Genomic DNA, 19,177 nt, shown 5'->3' with positions numbered 1-19,177 from the left:
CTCAGCTCCAGTATCGCCGCGCCGCCACCCGTCGGCAGAGGGTCGTCCACCGTGCCCGGTCTGACGGAAGGGGCGCGGCGCCCGCTCCCCCGGACTCGGCGGTCCCCGGCGGCCCGGGCCCGGTGCGTCCGGGGTCGCGGTCCACGGGCTGCCGCGTGGCCGTCTCACAGACTTGGGGCCGTCGCGCCCCGTCCCCGCTGCCGGGGCGTTCGTAGCGCGGGTCAGATGGTGGGGGCGGGCCAGGGGACGTCGGTTTCGACGGCGGCGGTGTAGTCGACCCCGGGGACGGAGAAGCCGTAGAGGCGGCGGACTTCGTCGCTGAACCAGTCGAGGTCGGCGAGTTCGGCGATGGTGTCGCTGGTGGCGGTGCTCCAGCGTTCGGCGACGGCGTTCTGCACGGCCGGGTCGAGTTCCCAGGTGTCGAGGCGGACCCGGCCCTCGTCGTCGAGGTCGAGGGGGCGGGCGCCGGTCAGCTGGTCCCACAGCTGGACCAGTTGACCGATCGGGGCCACCATGGCGTCGCCGAGTACGCCGCGCAGCAGCCCGACGTACAGGGCGATGCCGGGGATGGCGGTGGAGGACTGGGTGACGGCGGCGGCGTTGACCGACGTCACGGCCCGGCCGCCCAGGGTCTTGCCGAGGCGCTCGTCCAACGTGCGTGCGGTGGCTTCCAGATGGGACTTCGCGGCGCCGATCGCGCCCTGCCGGTAGATCGCCGCGGTGAGCGGCGAGCCGATGTAGGACAGGGCGACGGTGGTGAAGCCGTCGGCGAGCAGGGACCGGCCGGCCAGGAACGTGATCCACCGTTCCCAGTCGGTGCCGCCCATGACCGCCACGGTCTGCTCGACGTCGTCGCCCTCGGCCGGCGCGGTGGCGACCTCCTTCACCTCCGGGGCACCGTGGTCGTCGAAGACGAGGGTCTTGGTGGTGTACGGCGAGCCGATCGGCTTGAGGACCGAAGCGTGCACGTCGCCGGTGTCCGGGTCGGTGCGGCGAGGCGCGGCCACCGAGTAGACCAGGAAGTCGAGTCGTCCCCCGAACCGCTCGGCGAGGAGGTCGGCAACCTGCTCCTTCACCGTGTCGCTGAACGCGTCGCCGTTGAGGAAGACCATGTCCCGCCCGTGCTGTCGGGCGAGCCGGGCGGTGGCGGCGGTGCGGTACCAGCCGGCCGTGCCGGTGCGCCGCGCGGGCGCCTTCTCGAAGCACACGCCGATGCCACGGATACCGACACGGGCCAGGCCCGCGATCGTGGCGGCCAGGCCGTACCCGGCGGACGAGCCGATGACCAGGGCCACCGGTCCTTCGCCCCCGGCGGTGACCGGGGCGGGGACGGCCTGCCACATCTCTTCCACCAGCTGTCGGCAGCCGTCGGGGTGGGAGTCGAGGAACAGGAAGCCCCGGCTCTTGGGCGCGATGACGCGTTCGCTCACGGTGTGGTGCCCCAGGTGTCGTCACGGACAAGGACGAGGCGGCCGTCTCGGCCACCCCGTCCCGCAAGTCTGCGGCCGTGCGCGGGAACACGGTGATCTTGACCGGCACAACGATGTCCGGCCGGGCTTGGAGGGTTCCCACGAGGACCCGTCGTAGCCGTACCGGGGCGGCCGGTGGGGGACCGGGCCCGGCCGGTTCGTCATCTCGCCCGCAAGCCGTGCGCCCGGAACTGGTCACGGACGCGTTCGACGAGTGCGCCGTCCGGTACGGGGTTCTCACGGAGCGGGAAGGGGATGCCGAGCGCGTCGTACTTGTGGGCACCGAGTTTGTGGAAGGGCAGGACGTCGACGCGGTCGACGTTGTCCAGTCCCGCGAGGAAGCGGCCCAGCCCGTCGACGGCTGCCGGGTCGTCGGTCCATCCGGGAACCAGGACGTAGCGGATCCAGGCGGGGACGGCGAGCCGGTTCAGGCGGGTGGCGAAGTTGAGGGTCGGGGCCAGGTGGCCGCCGGTCAGGCGGCGGTAGGTGGCGGTGTCGAAGGACTTGATGTCGAGCAGGACGAGGTCGGTATCGGCCAGGAGCGCGTCGTCGGCCCGGATGCCGAGGGCGCCCGAGGTGTCCAGTGCGGTGTGCAGGCCCAGCTCCTTGCACCGGTGCAGCACTTCGGCGGTGAAGGCGGACTGGAGCAGGGGCTCGCCTCCGGTCAGGGTCACTCCCCCACCGGCCAGGTCGGTGAACTGCCGGTACCGCTCGATGCGCTCGACCACCTCGTCCACGGTGACCTCCCGCCCGTCGCGCATGTGCCAGGTGTCGGGGTTGGCGCAGTACAGGCAGCGCAGCGGGCAGCCGCTGAGGAACAGGACGAACCGGGTGCCGGGCCCGTCCACGCCGGTGGACAGGTCCCAGGAGTGGATGCGGCCGGTGGTCATCGCGCACCGTGGAAGGTGCGGTTGATGACGTCCAGCTGCTGTTCGCGGGTGAGCCGGACGAAGTTGACGGCGTAGCCGGAGACGCGGATGGTCAGGTCGGGGTAGTTGTCCGGGTGTTCCATGGCGTCCTGGAGTGTGGCCCGGTCGAGGACGTTGACGTTCATGTGGAAGCCGCCGGCGGTGGTGTAGGCGTCGAGGAGGCCGACGAGGTGCCCCGCCCGTTCCGCCGGGTCGTGCCCGAGGCCCTCCGGGGTGATGGTCGAGGTCAGCGAGATTCCGTCGCGTGCCTGGTCGTACGGGATCTTGGCGACGGACAGGGCGGAGGCGGCCATGCCGTGGTGGTCGCGGCCGTTCATCGGGTTGGCGCCCGGGGCGAAGGGGGTGCCGGCACGGCGGCCGTCGGGTGTGGTGCCGGTGTGCTTGCCGTAGACGACGTTGGAGGTGATCGTGAGCACGGACAGCGTGTGTTCGGCATTGCGGTGGGTGGGGTGGCGGCGCACCTTGGCCATGAAGGAGCGGACCAGCTCGACCGCGATGCCGTCCGCGCGGTCGTCGTCGTTGCCGTAGGCCGGGTAGTCGCCCTCGACCAGGTAGTCGACGGCGAGCCCGGTGGCGTCCCGGATGACCTTGACGCGGGCGTGCTTGATGGCCGAGAGGCTGTCGGTCGCCACGGACAGGCCCGCGATGCCGCACGCCATGGTGCGGTGGACGGGGTGGTCGTGCAGGGCCATCTCGATACGTTCGTAGGCGTACTTGTCGTGCATGTAGTGGATCACGTTGAGCGCGTTGACGTAGGTCGCGGCGAGCCAGTCCAGCGTGCGGTCGTAGGCCTCGGCCACCTCTGCGTGGTCGAGGTACTCGCCGGTCAGCGGGGCCGTCGCCGGGGCCACCTGCTCGCCGCTCATCTCGTCGCGGCCGCCGTTGATCGCGTACAGCAGGGCCTTGGCGAGGTTCACGCGGGCACCGAAGAACTGCATCTGGCTGCCCACGGCCATCGCGGACACGCAGCAGGCGATCGCGGTGTCGTCACCGGTACGCGGCCGCAGGAGCTCGTCGGACTCGTACTGGATGGAGCTGGTGTCGATGGACACCTGGGCGGTGAACCGCTTGAAGCCCTCGGGCAGTCGCGGGGACCACAGCACGGTCAGGTTGGGCTCCGGGGCGGGGCCGAGGTTGTACAGGGTCTGCAGGAACCGGAACGAGGTGCGGGTGACCAGGGGGCGGCCGTCCTCACCGATGCCGCCGATGGACTCCGTGACCCAGGTGGGGTCTCCGGAGAACAGCGCGTCGTACTCCGGTGTGCGCAGGAACCGCACGATCCGCAGCTTGATCACGAAGTCGTCGATGAGCTCTTGGGCGCGGCTCTCGTCCATGCGGCCCTCGTCGAGGTCGCGCTGGAGGTAGACGTCCAGGAAGGTGGAGGTCCGGCCCAGGGACATGGCCGCGCCGTTCTGCTCCTTCACGGCGGCGAGGAAGCCCAGGTACAGCCACTGGACGGCCTCGTGCGCGGTGGCGGCGGGACGGGACACGTCGCAGCCGTAGGAAGCGGCCATCCGCTCGAGCTCGCCCAGCGCCCGGATCTGCTCAGCCAGTTCCTCGCGGTCGCGGATCACGTCGCCCGTGGACGGGAGCCCGTCCAGCCTCGCCCGCTCGGCGCGCTTGGCCTCGATCAGCCGGCCGGTCCCGTAGAGGGCGACGCGGCGGTAGTCGCCGATGATCCGGCCCCGCCCGTAGGCGTCGGGCAGGCCCGTGATGATGCCGGCCCTGCGGGCCCGCAGCATTTCGGGGGTGTAGGCGTCGAAGACACCGTCGTTGTGGGTCTTGCGGTACGTGCCGAAGACGGTGGTGACGAACGGGTCCGGCTCGAAGCCGTACGCGCGCAGCCCGTTCTCGACCATGCGCAGTCCGCCGTTGGGCATGATGGCCCGCTTCAGCGGGGCGTCGGTCTGCAACCCGACGATCAGCTCCCGGTCGCGGTCGATGTAGCCGGGCGCGTGGGAGGTGATGGTGGAGGGCGTGGCGGTGTCGACGTCGAGTACGCCCTTGCGGCGCTCCTCGGGGAAGAGAGCGGCTACGGCGCTCCATACGGCGAGGGTGCGGTCGCTGGGACCGGCGAGGAACGCGGCGTCCCCCTCGTACGGTGTGTAGTTCGCCTGGATGAAGCCGCGGACGTCGATGTGCCGCTGCCACCGGCCACCGGTGAAACCGCGCCACGCGGTGTCGGTGGGGATGGTGCCGGCAGGGGGCTGGGCGGTCACGGTCATCTCGTCATCTCCAGGGTGCTGGGGCGGCCGGGGGTCGGTGAGGATCGCCAGGGCCTCACCTCTCGATGGTGTCCGTCGGCCCTGCCGCCGGGACAGAGCCGAACAGGCAGGTGGGGCCGCCGACCGGCCCGTGTGTACCGGACGGGAGAGGGCCGGTGGTCCCGATGGCGCGCGGGACGTTCCGCCCTCCCCCGCGGCACCGCGGGACGGGTGGACCGGCACTCGCGGACCGGCACTCGCGGACCGGCGCCCGCCGATGGGGTGCCGGGCCCACGGGCAGCGTTCGGGCAGGGCGGTGCGGGGTCACGCGCTCGGGTCGTCGCCGTTCGCCGCCAGGGCCGCCCGGCCGGCCTCCAGGCGGGCGACCGGAACGCGGAAGGGCGAGCAGGAGACGTAGTCCAGTCCGGTGTCGTGGAAGAAGTGGACCGACGCGGGGTCGCCTCCGTGCTCCCCGCACACGCCGATCTTCAGGTCCGGGCGGGCTGCCCGGCCCTCCTCGACCGCGATCCGCACCAGCCGGCCGACGCCTTCGCGGTCGATCGTCTCGAACGGGGAGACGGGGAAGATGCCCTTGTCGAGGTACGCGGAGAAGAACGCGGCCTCGACGTCGTCGCGCGAGAAGCCCCAGGTGGTCTGTGTCAGGTCGTTCGTACCGAAGGAGAAGAACTGCGCCTCCTTCGCGATCCGGCCGGCGGTGAGGGCCGCCCTGGGCAGTTCGATCATGGTTCCGACGGGGCAGGCGATGTCCACGCCCGTCTCTTCCGAGACCCGCGCCAGGACCCGGTCCACTTCCTCCCGTACGAGGTGGAGCTCCTCGACCGCGTCCACCAGCGGGACCATGATCTCCGCCCGGGGGTCGCCGCCCGCCCGCCTGCGCGCGACGACGGCCTCGGCGAGCGCGCGTACCTGCATGGCCACCAGCCCGGGCACCACGAGCCCCAGGCGTACGCCGCGCAGGCCGAGCATCGGGTTCTCCTCGTGCATGCGCGTGACGGCCGCCAGGAGTTCGGTGTCGTGCGGGTCGGGTGGCGTGCCGAGGGCTTCGCCGCGTGCGAGACGGACGGCGAGTTCCGTACGGTCCGGCAGGAACTCGTGCAGCGGCGGGTCGAGCAGCCGGACGGTGACCGGCAGTCCGTCCATCGCTTCGAGGATGCCGGTGAAGTCCTGCCTCTGGAGCGGCAGCAGCGCGGCGAGCGCCGCCTCGCGTTCGGTGTCGCCGTGCGCGAGGATCATCCTCTCGACGAGCGGGCGCCGGTCGCCCAGGAACATGTGCTCGGTGCGGCACAGGCCGATTCCCTGGGCGCCGAAGCGGCGGGCGCGGGCCGCGTCCTCGGGGGTGTCGGCGTTCGCCCGGACCTCCAGGCCCCGTACGGCATCCGCCCGGCGCATGAGCCGGTCCACGTCACGCACCGGCTGCCGGGCCGTGCCGTCGGCCGGCAGCACGCCACCCTCGTCGAAGTACCGCATGACCTCGGAGTCGACCAGGGGTACGGAGCCGAGGCGCACCAGGCCCTGCGAGCCGTCGACGGAGACGACCGTGCCTTCGGGGACCGTCACGCCACCGGCGGTGAAGCGCCGCTCCCGTGTGTCCACGACGATGTCCTCCGCCCCGCAGACGCACACCTTGCCCATGCCGCGTGCGACGACCGCGGCGTGGCTGGTCTTCCCGCCGCGGCTGGTGAGCACCGCCTGGGCGGCGACCATGCCCGGCAGGTCGTCGGGCGTCGTCTCCTGTCGTACGAGCACGACCTTCTCGCCGGCGGCCGCCCTGCGGACCGCTTCCGCGGAGTCGAACACGACGGCTCCCACGGCCGCTCCCGGTGAGGCGGGCACGCCTCGCGCGATGACCTCGCTGGTGTCCGTGGCGGCGAAACGGGGGAACATCAGCCGTGCGAGCGCCTCACCGCTGACCCGGCCCAGCGCCTCCCGCTCGCTGATGAGTCCTTCGTCGGCGAGTTGGGAGGCGATGCTGAACGCGGCCTGGGCGGTGCGCTTGCCGACGCGGGTCTGGAGCATCCACAGGGTGCCGCGCTCGATGGTGAACTCGATGTCGCACAGGTCGCGGTAGTGGGCCTCCAGCTGGTCCATGTAGCCGCACAGCCGCGTGAACGACGTGGGGTCGAGGCCGGCCAGGTCCTGGAGGGGAACGGTGTTGCGGATGCCGGAGACGACGTCCTCGCCCTGGGCGTCGGGCAGGTAGTCACCGTAGACGCCCGGTCGGCCGGTTGCCGGGTCCCGGGTGAAGGCGACGCCGCTGCCGGAGTCGGGACCGAGGTTGCCGAAGACCATGGCCTGGATGTTGACGGCGGTGCCCAGGTCGTCCGGGATGTGTTCACGGCGGCGGTAGAGGCGTGCGCGCTCGCCGTTCCAGGAGGTGAACACGGCAAGGACCGCCCGCCGCAGCTGCTCGGCCGGATCCTGCGGGAATTCCTCCCCGGTCTGCTCCCGGATCAGGTCCTTGAAGGTTTCGACGAGCCGGATGAGGTCGCAGGCGTCCAGCTGTGAGTCGTCGGTCCGGTGGTGCTCCTTCTTGACGGCGGCGAGCGCCTCCTCGAAGTGGGCGCCGTCGACGCCCATGACCGTAACGCCGAACATCTGCACGAGGCGCCGGTAGGAGTCCCAGGCGAAGCGTTCGCGCTCGGGTGTCTTGGCCAGGCCCAGGACCGCGCAGTCGTTCAGCCCGATGTCGAGGATGGTCTCCATCATGCCCGGCATGGAGAACTTCGCCCCCGAGCGGACGGACAGCAGGAGGGGGTCGTCCACCTGGCCGAGGCGCTTCCCGGCCGCTCGTTCCAGCGCCGCGAGATGCTCGCCGATCTGCCGGTCGAGGCCGGCCGGGGGCTGGCCGGTGGCGAGGAAGACCCGGCAGGCCTCGGTGGTGACGGTGAAACCGGGCGGCACGGGCAGGCCCATGCGCGCCATCTCCGCGAGATTCGCGCCCTTGCCTCCCAGGAGACCGGCCCGTTCCCGGCCGCCCTCGGAGAAGTCGTACACATAGGTGGTCATGGCTGCTCGCCCGTCTCTTCGGTGGGTGCCGGGTCCCCGGGAGGGGCACGGGCATGTGGCCGTGTGCTCAGGAGCGGTGGTCCGTCAGTCGTGCGGCACGACCGCGACGGGAGCCAGCGAGTGGTGGACGACGGCGTGGGTGACGGCCCCGATGTGGGTGCCGAGCCGCGCGCGCCGGTTGCGGCGGCCCACCACGACGAGCCGGGCCCCCGGCGTGGCCTGCGCGAGGTCGTGCGCAGGCCGGCCCTGGTGGCATTCGCGGACGACGGACACGTTCGGGTACTTCTCCGTCCACGGGGCCAGCGCTTCGTCGAGCGCCCGGCGCGCGTCCTGGGCGACCTCCGCCATGACCAGCTGCAGGGCGCCGCCCATGTCGGGTCCGTAGAGCGTCGGAACGGCCCAGGTGTGCAGCACCCGCAGGCCGCAGCCGTACCGGTCGGCCTGGGCGAAGCCGAAGGCGAGCACCTCGTCGCCGGGCGCGGACACGTCCAGACCGACGACCACCTCTCCGGCCGGACCGCTTTCCCCCGCCGCCGCACGGTTGTGCGGGCGGACCAGGACCACGGGGCGCTCGGTGCGGGCGAGCACGGCCAGCGAGACGGACCCGGCGAGGAAGCCGGCCAGAGCGCCCAGGCCACGTGAGCCGAGCACCAGCAGCTCCGCCTCCTGCGCGGCGCACAGCTCCTCCACCGGGTCACCGCAGACCCATGCCGTCTCGATCCCGAGCTCCGGGTGACGCCGGCGCAGCCGCCGCTCCGCCGTACCGAGCGCCCGCTCACCCCACCCCCGGGCCGTCGCCTGGTCCACCAAGCGCGTACGCGGGTCGTCGTCCTTGCCCCAGACCTGGAGCAGCCGCAGCGGCGCCCCGCGGCGCAGTGCCTCCTCAGCAGCCCAGTCCACGGCGGCCAGGCTTTCACGGGAACCGTCGAAGCCAACGGTGACGGTGCGGGACATAACGGCTCCTCAGGAGAACGGGGACGGGTCTTCGCCTCAACAGTGGCCTCCCCGCGATACGCCGCGGAGGGGCCACAAGTCCCTGCCGCGGGACCTGTAGTCCCCATGCCCGCGCACGACCGGGCGGCGGTCGGACGTCGTGGCCGAACGGCCGGAACACAGGGCCGAGTGGCCCTCCGGAAACGGTGCCCGCATCGCTGATGCTGGGAAGAGAAGAAGGGGGCGGCCCGGACGGCCGTGCCCGTCGAACGATATGGAGGCAGCCCCCATGACCCGCGCCATCACCGTCGGAGTGGACGGATCTGCGGAAAGCCTGGCAGCGGCCGACTGGGCGGCACGCGAAGCCGGGATCCGGAAGGTACCGCTGCGCATCGTGCACGCCTGGCTGTGGCAGCCGCTGGACGTACCCGTCGTCCAGGACGAGGAGGCTCAGGCCGAGGCCGCACGCGCCGTGCTGCGCGAGGCCGGGAAGCACGTCGCCGAGCGGTATCCGGACCTGGCCGTCACCGCTGAAGTGGTGCACGACACGGCGGTCGCCGCACTGCTCGGCGAGGCGGAACGGTCCGAGATGCTGGTCCTCGGTTCACGCGGGCACGGCGCCCTGATGGGCTTCCTGCTGGGCTCGTACGGACAGCAGGTGATCGCCGGCTCGACCCGGCCGGTGGTGTCGGTCCGGTCCCGGGACGGGAAGACGCTTTCGGGGGCGGGCGGCGAGGTCGTCGTGGGCCAGCAGGGCACGCCCGAGGACTGCGACGCGGTGCTCGGGTTCGCCTTCGAGGCCGCGGCCGCCCGCGGCGCCGCCGTTCGCGCGGTGCGGGCCTGGAGCCTGCCGCCCGTCTACGCCTACAGCCCCGGCTCGATGGTGCTGGCCGACGAGGCCGGAGGGCTGGAGCCGTTCGAGAAGCAGGCGCTGGCGGAGGCACTCGCTCCGTGGCGTGCACGCTACCCCGACGTGCCGGTCGTCGAGCACGTCGAGATCGGCAGCGGAGGGCAGGTGCTGCTGTCGGCCGCGTCGAGCGCGCAGTTGCTCGTGGTCGGGCGCCGGGCACGCCGCGCGCCCGTCGGTACCCGCATCGGGTCCGTCGCCCACGCCGCGCTGCACCACGCCCCCTGCCCCGTCGCCGTCGTGCCACACGCCTGACGGCCTCATGGGTCGGCCGACCCCTCCGACGGACACGCGGAAGCGGCCCGTGCCCGGCATCCGGGAAGGATGCCGGGCACGGGCCGCTCAGCCGGTTCGCGAGTGCGTGAGCATGCGCTGCCTGCGCTGCCTGCGCTCAGCTCCTCGGGCGGCCGTCACGCCCTGTTGAGCCGCCCGCTCGGATCGCCCTGGGCGGACAGTGCCTGGGTGGCGATGACGGCGGCCTGCACCCGCCGTTCGACGCCGAGCTTGGCCAGCAGCCGGGAGATGTTGTTCTTGACCGTCTTCTCCGCCAGGTAGAGCCGCTTGCCGATCTCCCGGTTGGTCAGCCCTTCCCCCACCAGGGCGAGGATCTCGCGCTCCCGCTCCGTCAGGCCGGGCAGGCCCTGCGGGTGCTCTTCCTCGGGGGCTCCGCCGCGCAGCCGGGCCATCACCCGGGCCGTGGCCCCGGGGTCCAGCATGGACTGGCCGGAGGCGACCGTCCGCACCGCGTTGACCAGGTCGGTGCCGGTGATCTGCTTGAGGACGTAGCCGGACGCGCCGGCCATGATCGCGTCGAGCAGCGCCTCCTCGTCGTCGAACGACGTCAGCATCAGGCAGGCGAGGTCGGGCATGCTGGAGCGCAGCTCCCTGCAGACGCTCACGCCGTCCCCGTCCGGCAGACGCACGTCCAGGACGGCTACGTGCGGGCGCAGTGCGGGCACGCGGACGAGCGCCTGCTCGACCGTGCCCGCCTCCCCGACGACGGTCAGGTCCGGCTCGGCATCCAGCAGATCGTGCACACCGCGGCGCACCACCTCGTGATCGTCGAGGAGGAAGACCCTGACCGGTTCCTTCTCGGTGAGGCCGCCGCTGCTGTCCGTCATTGCACACTCCGTGTTCGCCGTTTTGTTCCGCCGCAGGCGGACCCACTGCATGGTGCCGCGCGACAGGGACCATCGGCCAGGGCCGGATGGCCCTGATGTGCGGCACACCCCCACATTCTGATGCCCCTGACAGCGCCGGCTCGCATCCGGGTCGGCCAGCGTGCGGCGAGGTGTCGTCAGGAAGGCCTTGGCCACGGTGGCCGTCGCCCCGGCCGGGGAACCCGATCTCCACACCGCGGCACGCATCGAGCCGGCGTCGGCGGCCCGGACCGCACCCGGCCCCGCTCCTTCGCCCGGCCCCTCCGAAGCGACAGGGCCGTTTGGCAGGACGGCTTGACTTCCGACCCGCACGAAGGGTCCGTTCGGCCCTATTGCCGACGGCCGTCCGCAGGGACGCTGGCTGACGGCACGTGGTGCCACCCGGGACCGAGCCAGAGCAGAAGGTGAGCATGATGCAGGACGAAGCCACGCATCGAACGGTGGATGACCACCGGGAGGCGGTGGCGCCCAGGCGCATGACACGACTCCACCGCGCCGAGGCGCTGCGCCTGCTCGGCAGCGTCTCCCTGGGGCGCATCGTCTTCACCCAGCACGCCCTGCCGGCCGTCCGCCCCGTCAACCACCTCATGGACGGCGACGACATCATCGTCCAGCTCCACGACGGCGCGACGCTCACCTCCATCGTCGCGCCCAGCGACGCCATAGGCGTCGTGGTCGCGTACGAGGCGGACGTCATCGACCCGGACACGCACATCGGCTGGAGCGTCGTGGTGACCGGCTACGCCCACCGGGTCACCGATCCCGGTGAACTCGCGCGCTTCGCCGCCCGCCTGCGCCCGTGGATCGACCACCCCGACATGAACGCCGCGCTACGCATCCAGCCCGACCTGGTCACGGGCTTGCAGCTCACCACGTAGCGCGCCGACCGGGCAGGCGGCCCCCCTCCGGTGTCACGGCAGGAGGTCACCGCGACCGGAGCCCCCTCCCACAAGGGGCGGAGGGGGCGTGCGGCGGTGTCACGCGTACGGACCGGCGTCCTGCGAGAGCGGGGTCACCGGGCCGTCACGCGCCGACGGTGAGTGGCGCCCGCCACACGAGCCGGCTGCCGCCCGCGTCGGGGCGCTCGATCGTCAGCGTGCCGCCCATGCGGTGAGCCCGTTCCTCAAGGTTGCTCAGGCCGCTGCGCCTGCCTCCGTCGGGGATGCCCCGGCCGTTGTCCGTCACGGTGAGGATGACTTCGTGGCTGGTGGCCTGCAGGGCGACCTCGACGCGCGACGCGTGGGCGTGGCGGGCGGCGTTGCTCAGCATTTCGGTGAGGGCCGCCGTGACGTGCTCGGCCACCTGCTCCGGAACGTCCGTGTCGAGGAGTCCTTCCATGCTGAGGCGCGGCGGGAAGCCGAGCGTGGTCGCCGTCTCGCCCACCGCGCGGGCCACGTGTGCCCGAAGACTCGGTCCCGTGTGCTCGTCTCGTGCGCGCAGGCCGAAGATGGTGGAGCGGATGATCTTGATGGTTTCGTCGAGGTCGCCGACGGCGCGCGAGATGCGTTCGGCGGCGCCCTCGTTCTGCACCAGCCGGCCGGCGCTCTGCAGGGTCATACCGGTCGCGAACAGCCGCTGGATGGCGAGGTCGTGCAGATCGCGGGCGATGCGGTCGCGGTCCTCCAGGAGGGCGAGCTGCTCGGTGTCACTACGGCGCTGGGCCAGCTCCAGGGCGAGGGCGGCCTGTCCGGCGAAGGCCAGGAGAGGTTCCAGTTCCGCCTCGGTGAAGACGGGTTCTCCCGAGTGGCGGGCGAGCAGCAGGACGCCTCTGGTGTCCTTGGCGGCGGTGCCCAGGGGGACGGCGACCGCCGGCCCCAGGCCGTCGAAGCGACCCGGGCCCGCGGCGTAGCGGTCGTCCGCGTCGAGGCCGACGGTGGTCACGGGTGCGCCGGCCGTGTAGGCGGCGCCGGACAGGGTGCCGTCGACCGGGACCACCAGGCCGCGGCGGCTGTCACTGTCCGCACCGATGGCCAGCTCGACGACGAGGTCGTCCGTCCCGGCGACGGGCACGGACACGTCGGCGAGCGCTGCGCCCGTGATCTCCTCGGCGCGGCGGGCGATGAGCTCCAGGACCTCCCGGCGCGGACTGCCGGAGAGCAGGCTGCTGGTGATCTCCGCGTTCGCCCGCAGCCATCGCTGCTGGCGCTGCGACGCCTCGTAGAGCCGGGCGTTGTCGATGGCCACACCAGCCGCGACGGACAGGGTGGAGATCACCGACTCGTCCTCGGCGTCGAAGTCCAGGCCACCGCGCTTGCCGGTCAGGTAGAGGTTGCCGAACACCTCGTTCCGCACGCGGATCGGCACGCCCAGGAACGTCCGCATGGGCGGATGGTGGGCAGGGAATCCGTACGATGCCTCGTCCGCGCTCAGGTCGGTGAGCCTCAGCGGCTCAGGACGCCGGATGAGCTTTCCCAGGATCCCGTGTCCCGCGGGCAGGGGACCGATCCTGGCGATCTCCTCGTCCGTGAGCCCGTGGGTGAGGAACTGCGACAGGGTCCGGCCGTCGGGTCCGATGACCCCGAGGGCTCCGTACTGGGCGTCGACCAGCAGTGCGGCGGCCTCCACGATGCGTCGCAGCACCTGGGAGAGGTCGAGCTCGCGCCCCACCGAAACGACCGCCTCGAGCAGGCTGTGCACCCGGTCCCGGGTGCCGCGGGCCGCGTTGATACGCGCCTGCAGTTCCTCGAGCAGCTCGTCGAGCCGCATCTGAGGCATCCGCGACAACGGCTCCTCCACCCCCATTTGGCCTCCTGACCTTGATCACCCGCTGTAGACCGACAGGATATCGGGCCGCGCGGGTGATCCTACGGTCAGATGGCGGGCAGTGGCCGGGGCCCGGCGTAGTAGGCCGTGCGCATGATGTCCTCCATGTCGTCCAGCATCGGCATGCGCGGGTTGGCCGGGGCGCACTGGTCCTCATAGGCGTTCAGTGCCTGCTGCGGCAGCGCGCCGATGAAGGCGGCCTCGTCGATGCCCAGGGCCCGGAAGGACGGTTCGATGCCGACGGCGTCCCGCAGCCGTTCCACCGCGGCGGCGTACGAGGCCACGCCCTCGGCGGGGGTGGATGCCGGGAGCCCGAGGGCACCGGCGATGTCCTGGAAGCGCTCGGGGGCCCGGTAGCTCTCGTACTTGGGCCATCCCGTCAGCTTGGCGGGAACGGTGCCGTTGTAGCGGATCACGTGCGGCAGGAGGATCGCGTTGGTCCGCCCGTGGGCGATGTGGAAGGTGGCCCCCAGGGTGTGGGACATGGCGTGGACGATGCCGAGGAAGGCGTTGCCGAAGGCCATGCCGGCGATGGTGCCCGCGTTGTGCATCTTCTCCCGTGCCAGGCTCCGTCGTGCCGCCTCGCCGGTGACCGCCGCCTCGAGGTTGTTGAAGATCAGCTTGATGGCGTGCAGCGCCAGACCGTCGGTGAAGTCGTTGGCGTACACGGAGACGTACGCCTCGGTGGCGTGCGTGAGGGCGTCGAAGCCGCTGTCGGCGGCGAGCGACGCGGGCAGGTCGGCGGTCAGGACGGGGTCGATGATCGCGACGCTGGGCGTCAGGGCGTAGTCGGCCAGCGGGTACTTCTTGCCGGTCTCCGGGTCGGAGATCACCGCGAAGGGGGTGACCTCGGCGCCGGTGCCCGAGGTGGTGGGGACGCAGACCAGGCGGGCCCGCTTGCCGAGCACGGGGAAGCGGAAGGCGCGCTTGCGGATGTCGGAGAACTTCTGCCGCATGTCGGCGAAGTCGACGTCCGGCTGTTCGTAGAGCAGCCACATCACCTTCGCCGCGTCCATGGGGGATCCGCCGCCCAGGGCGATGATGGTGTCCGGCCGGAAGTCACGCATGAGGGCCGCGCCGCGCTGCACGGAGTCGATGCTCGGCTCCGGTTCGACGTCGTCGATGACCTGGATGGTCACGGGCTGCTGCCGCTGTTGCAGGACGCGGCTGACGCGCTCCACGTAACCGAGGCGGGTCATGGTGGCGTCGGTGACCACGGTGACGCGGTGGACCTCGGGCATCGCGGCGAGGTAGCGGATGGCCTGGGGCTCGAAGTAGATCTTCGGCGGCACCTTGAACCACTGCAGGTTGTTCTGCCGGGTGGTGACGCGCTTGATGTTGAGCAGCTGGGCCGCCGAGACGTTGTCCGAGACCGAGGTACTGCCCCAGGAACCGCAGCCCAGGGTCAGGGACGGAAGCAGACGGTTGTAGATGCCGCCGATCGCGCCCTGCGAGGACGGCGAGTTGACGATGATCCGTACGGTCTTCATCCGGCGGCCGTAGCGCTCCGCGAGGGCCGGGTCACCGGTGTGGATCACCGCGCTGTGCCCCTGGCCGTGGAAGTCGACCATGTCCGCCGCGAGGTCGAAGCCCTCCTCGGTGGACTCGGCCCGCAGCACGGTGAGGACCGGGCAGAGCTTCTCCCGCGTCAGCGGCTCGTCGGGCCCGACGTGACTCGCCTCGGCCAGGATGAGCGACGTGTCGGCGGGGACGGTGAACCCGGCCTGTTCGGCGATCCGGTCCGGGCTCTGCCCGACGGCGGCCGGGTTGACGCGGCCCTGTCGACCGGCCGGGTCCGGCGGGAACAGGTAGGTCTCCAGCATCCGCTTCTCCTCGGCGGTCGCGACGTACGCGTGCAGGCGCCGGAACTCGGCGAGCGCCTCGTCGTACACGTCGGTGTCGAGGATGACCGCCTGCTCGGACGCGCAGATCATGCCGTTGTCGAAGGACTTGGACAGAACGAGGTCGTTGACCGCCCGGCGCAGGTCCGCGCTGTGGTGCACGTAGGCGGGCACGTTGCCGGCGCCGACGCCGACGGCGGGCTTGCCGGCCGAGTAGGCGGCCTTGACCATGGCGTTGCCGCCGGTCGCCAGGATCAGCGCGACTCCCGGGTGGCGCATGAGGAGGCTGGTGGCCTCGATGGAGGGTTCCTCGATCCACTGCACGCAGTGCTCGGGCGCTCCGGCGGCGATGGCGGCGTCCCGCACGATGCGCGCGGCCTCGGCGCTGCACACCTGCGCGGACGGGTGGAAGGCGAACACGACGGGGTTGCGCGTCTTCAGCGCCAGCAGCGCCTTGAAGATGGTGGTGGACGTCGGGTTGGTGACGGGCGTGACCGCGCAGAGCACGCCGACGGGTTCGGCGATCTCGATGATGCCCTCGATGTCGTCGCGGCCGACGACGCCGACCGTCTTCGTCCGGGACATGCTGTGGGTGACGTGCTCGCAGGCGAACATGTTCTTCGCCGCCTTGTCCTCGAAGACACCCCGCCCGGTCTCCTCCACCGCCAAGCGCGCCAGGGCGGTGTGCTGGTCCAGGGCGGCCACCGACGCCTTGGCGACGATGTGGTCGACCTGCTCCTGCGTGAACGACTCGAAGTCGGCGAGCGCCTTGGAGGCGTTGTCGACCAGCAGGTTCACGGCGATGCGCGCGTCCGAAGGGGCACTGTCGAGGGCACCGTCGGAGGTGGTGCGGGGGTCACTGGTCGCCTGAGTCATGGAGAGCTCCCTGGATGTGGGTGGCGCAGCGGCCACACGTGGCCGGCCACCGGGACGGCCGTCCGTTCTGTCACCTACAGCCTTCCGCCGCACGGGCTCGCGGCGAAGGTCCCGAAGGTCCCGCAGCGGGGCCCGATGGTCTCCGGCCCCTCCCGCTCAGGCGTCCCTGCGGTCCCACTCGGGCGCCACCCGGGCCCACTCCCGCGCCCATTGCGCGCTGCGGCGGCGCTCACACCGCCGTCGTACGCTCCGGTGGACGGCGAGCGCCGTGGAACCGAGGGTCACCGTGACGGCGAGTGCGGCCACCGCGGCATCGACCCGTGCGGCAGCCGGGCCGAGCGGTGCGGAGACCATCTCGCCTTCGCCGTCGGTCCACAGCGGTACGCCCGCTCCGCGCTCCGGGTGGCTTCCGGCCGGCACCCGGCCGGTGTGCGCGGTGCCGTCGGCGGCGGTCCACCGCACGGTGACGCGGGTGCGGCTGCCGGCCCCGGCCGCGGGTGCCGCGGCGGCGTCCACCGGCACCGCCTCGGTGAGGTGGCGCTCCGCCCGCTGACGGGCCCGGCCGTCCAGCACGGCCTCCCATGTCACCGCGCCGCCCAGGGGCGCGCCGATGAACCCGATCACCGCCGAGGCCAGGATGATCCAGCCCTCCACCAGGTACGAGCGGCGGCGCAGGGGATTGCGCCGCCACCGCCACAGCCACGGCCCGGCTTTCCGCACCCTCACGGCGTCCGCTTCCGAAGCCGCGCCCCGTCGGCCGCTCACCGCGCGTCGAGCAGCGCGGCGACGTACTGGGTCAGGTCGACGAGGCGGTTGGTGTAGCCCCACTCGTTGTCGTACCAGCCGAAGACCTTGACCAGGTCCCCGTGGGCCTGCGTCAGCGGGGCGTCCACGATGCACGAGGCGGGGTCGCCGACGATGTCGCGCGAGACGATCGGGGCGTCGCTCACCCGCAGGACGCCCTTCAGCGGTCCCTCGGCAGCCTCCCGGAACGCGTCGTTGACGTCCTGCGCGGACACCTGCTGTGCCAGTACCAGGCTGAGGTCGGTCAGCGAGCCGTCCTCGACCGGCACGCGCACGGCGATGCCGTCGAGGGCGCCCGCGAGTTCCGGGAGCACCAGGCCGACGGCGCGGGCGGCGCCGGTGCTGGTCGGGATGATGTTCACCGCGGCCGTACGGCCCCGGCGCAGGTCCTTGTGCGGGCCGTCGAGCACGACTTGGTCGTTGGTGTAGCCGTGGATGGTGGTCATCAGCCCCTTGACGATGCCGAAGCGCTCGTGGAGGACCTTCACCATGGGGGCCACGCAGTTGGTGGTGCAGGACGCGTTGGAGATCACGTGGTCCATTCGCGGGTCGTAGGTGGACTCGTTGACGCCCATGACGATGGTGGCGTCGACGCCCTTGCCGGGGACGGAGAGCAGCACCTTGCGTGCTCCTGCCGTCACGTGCCGGCCGGCCTCCTCCTTGGTGCGGAAGCGGCCGGTGGCCTCGATGACGATGTCCACGCCGAGCGCGTCCCACCGGAGGTCGGCGGGGTCGCGCTGCGACGTGACCGCGATGCGGTGACCGTCCACCGTGATGGATTCGCCGTCGTGGTCGACGGTGCGGTGAAGCCGGCCGTAGGTGGAGTCGTAGGTGAGCAGGTGGGCCAGCGCCGCCGGGGAGGCCAGGTCGTTGACGGCCACCACCTCGAGAGGGGTGCCGCTGTGTGCCTCCGCGCGTTCCATGACGGAGCGCAGGTAGTTCCGGCCGATGCGTCCGAAGCCGTTGATCCCGATGCGTACGGTCATCTCCGCCGCCCTTCCGATGGGTGCCGATGCGAGTGACGCCAGCCTGTGGGCTCGGCCGCGCCGGGGGCAGGGGTCGAACGGGGCCGCCCCGGGGCCGCCCGGCCCTCCTCCGAGGGGGCCCGCCCGGCCCTGCCCTTTGCGGGCCGAACGGCCCGCCGTACAGGTCCTGACCGGTTCTGTCCCGTGCTCGTGCCCGGCGCCACGCTGGAAGCAACGGCAAACATGAGGAGTGGGCGATGAAGGCAGCAGTGGTGAAGGTGCTCGGCGGGCCGCTGGTGATCGAGGAGCGGCCCGACCCCGTACCCGGCCCCGGCCAGGTGCGCGTCCGGGTCGAGGCGTGCGGACTGTGCCACACGGACATCCACGCCGCGCACGGCGACTGGCCGGTCCAGCCCACCCCGCCGTTCGTTCCCGGACATGAGGGTGTCGGCATCGTCGAGGAGCTCGGCGACGGCGTCACGCACCTGTCGGTCGGGCAGCGCGTGGCCGTGCCGTGGCTGGGCTGGGCCTGTGGGCGCTGCGAGCACTGCCTGTCGGGCTGGGAGACGCTGTGCGAGCAGCAGGTCAACACCGGTTACGGCGTCGACGGCGGGTACGCCGAGAAGATGCTGGCCCACGCAGACTTCGCGCAGCCCGTTCCCGACGGCATCGACCCGCGCGAGGCGGCTCCGCTCACCTGCGCCGGGGTGACCACGTACAAGGCGCTGAAGGTCGCCGGTGTCGGACCGGCGGACCTCGTGGCGATCTCCGGCATCGGCGGACTGGGACACCTGGCCGTGCAGTACGCGAAGATCGCCGGGGCGACGGTGGCCGCGATCGACGTCTCCGACGAAAAGCTCCAGCTCGCCGCCGACCTCGGCGCGGACATCCTGATCGACGCCCGCAAGGAAGACCCGGCAGCCGTACTCCAGCAGCACGGTGGAGCCCACGCCGCCCTCGCGCTGGCGGTCAACGAGGAGACTTTCGCGACCGTGTTCGCGGGACTGCGCCGGGGCGGGAAGCTGGTCATGGTGGCCCTGCCCGCCGACGGCACCATCCAGGTCCCGATCTTCTCCACCGTGCTCGGCGGGACCTCCGTCATCGGCTCGATCGTCGGCACCCGCCAGGACCTGGCCGAAGTCTTCCAGCTGCACGCCGCCGGCCGGACCCGCGTGATCTACGAGACCCGGCCGCTGACGTCCGTCAACGAATGCATCGACGAGGTGCTCAAGGGAACGGTGAAGGCTCGCATCGTCTTCGAGATGTGAGGCACCCCGTGTTTTCCCGGCCCCCAGGTCG

Annotated in this window: 13 protein-coding genes; 3 read left to right on the top strand and 10 right to left on the bottom strand. The window is 71.9% G+C overall.

Annotation, left to right across the window (positions count from 1 at the left end; all coding sequences use genetic code 11):
• Positions 1 to 221: 221 nt before the first annotated feature.
• From fabV to ACFCZ1_RS02440, 5 genes are all read right to left on the bottom strand, one after another.
• Positions 222 to 1,430, bottom strand: coding sequence for an enoyl-[acyl-carrier-protein] reductase FabV (fabV, locus tag ACFCZ1_RS02460; RefSeq protein WP_376676450.1), 1,209 nt, complete (start codon positions 1,428 to 1,430; stop codon positions 222 to 224).
• 200 nt (positions 1,431 to 1,630) lie between these two features.
• Positions 1,631 to 2,359 carry a pyruvate formate-lyase-activating protein gene (gene pflA / locus ACFCZ1_RS02455; RefSeq protein WP_376676449.1) on the bottom strand — a complete coding sequence of 243 codons (729 nt, stop codon included), beginning with the start codon at positions 2,357 to 2,359 and terminating at the stop codon, positions 1,631 to 1,633.
• On the bottom strand, positions 2,356 to 4,623 hold the full coding sequence (gene pflB, locus ACFCZ1_RS02450; protein WP_376676448.1) for a formate C-acetyltransferase: 2,268 nt from the start codon (positions 4,621 to 4,623) through the stop codon (positions 2,356 to 2,358). The genes pflA and pflB overlap by 4 nt, the downstream gene beginning before the upstream one ends.
• Before the next feature lie 303 nt (positions 4,624 to 4,926).
• Entirely contained in the window at positions 4,927 to 7,629 is a 2,703-nt protein-coding gene (gene ppdK, locus ACFCZ1_RS02445; protein WP_376676447.1) for a pyruvate, phosphate dikinase, read from the bottom strand.
• A gap of 84 nt (positions 7,630 to 7,713) precedes the next feature.
• Positions 7,714 to 8,583, bottom strand: coding sequence for a universal stress protein (locus ACFCZ1_RS02440; RefSeq protein WP_376676446.1), 870 nt, complete (start codon positions 8,581 to 8,583; stop codon positions 7,714 to 7,716).
• Positions 8,584 to 8,851: 268 nt separating this feature from the next.
• Between ACFCZ1_RS02440 and ACFCZ1_RS02435 the strand changes: the two genes are divergently transcribed.
• Positions 8,852 to 9,724: a universal stress protein gene (locus tag ACFCZ1_RS02435; protein ID WP_376676445.1), complete on the top strand. Its 873-nt coding sequence runs from the start codon at positions 8,852 to 8,854 to the stop codon at positions 9,722 to 9,724.
• A 155-nt stretch (positions 9,725 to 9,879) separates the two neighbouring features.
• Here the strand turns inward: ACFCZ1_RS02435 and ACFCZ1_RS02430 are convergent, their stop codons facing one another.
• Positions 9,880 to 10,590 (bottom strand): response regulator, encoded by a 711-nt coding sequence (locus ACFCZ1_RS02430; RefSeq protein WP_376676444.1) that lies wholly within the window; start codon positions 10,588 to 10,590, stop codon positions 9,880 to 9,882.
• A gap of 452 nt (positions 10,591 to 11,042) precedes the next feature.
• Between ACFCZ1_RS02430 and ACFCZ1_RS02425 the strand changes: the two genes are divergently transcribed.
• Entirely contained in the window at positions 11,043 to 11,507 is a 465-nt protein-coding gene (locus ACFCZ1_RS02425) for a pyridoxamine 5'-phosphate oxidase family protein (protein WP_376676772.1), read from the top strand.
• Positions 11,508 to 11,652: 145 nt separating this feature from the next.
• On the opposite strand, the gene ACFCZ1_RS02420 is transcribed toward ACFCZ1_RS02425, so the two are convergent.
• The 4 genes from ACFCZ1_RS02420 to gap all read right to left on the bottom strand — a co-directional run bounded on the left by ACFCZ1_RS02420 (position 11,653) and on the right by gap (position 17,899).
• Entirely contained in the window at positions 11,653 to 13,371 is a 1,719-nt protein-coding gene (locus ACFCZ1_RS02420; protein ID WP_376676443.1) for a GAF domain-containing protein, read from the bottom strand.
• A 68-nt stretch (positions 13,372 to 13,439) separates the two neighbouring features.
• Positions 13,440 to 16,109, bottom strand: a complete 2,670-nt coding sequence (gene adhE / locus ACFCZ1_RS02415; RefSeq protein ID WP_376676442.1) for a bifunctional acetaldehyde-CoA/alcohol dehydrogenase — start codon at positions 16,107 to 16,109, stop codon at positions 13,440 to 13,442.
• A gap of 156 nt (positions 16,110 to 16,265) precedes the next feature.
• Positions 16,266 to 16,835 carry a hypothetical protein gene (locus ACFCZ1_RS02410; protein WP_376676441.1) on the bottom strand — a complete coding sequence of 190 codons (570 nt, stop codon included), beginning with the start codon at positions 16,833 to 16,835 and terminating at the stop codon, positions 16,266 to 16,268.
• 35 nt (positions 16,836 to 16,870) lie between these two features.
• Positions 16,871 to 17,899 (bottom strand): type I glyceraldehyde-3-phosphate dehydrogenase, encoded by a 1,029-nt coding sequence (gene gap / locus ACFCZ1_RS02405; protein ID WP_376676440.1) that lies wholly within the window; start codon positions 17,897 to 17,899, stop codon positions 16,871 to 16,873.
• Positions 17,900 to 18,135: 236 nt separating this feature from the next.
• On the opposite strand from gap, the gene adhP reads away from it, so the two are divergent.
• Entirely contained in the window at positions 18,136 to 19,146 is a 1,011-nt protein-coding gene (gene adhP / locus ACFCZ1_RS02400) for an alcohol dehydrogenase AdhP (RefSeq protein WP_376676439.1), read from the top strand.
• Positions 19,147 to 19,177 lie beyond the last annotated feature (31 nt).

This window comes from Streptomyces sp. NPDC056224, from assembly GCF_042267665.1.
Lineage (GTDB): Bacteria > Actinomycetota > Actinomycetes > Streptomycetales > Streptomycetaceae > Streptomyces.
The sequence above is the reverse complement of the archived record's forward strand: the minus strand, read 5'-3'. Positions and strand labels throughout refer to the sequence as shown.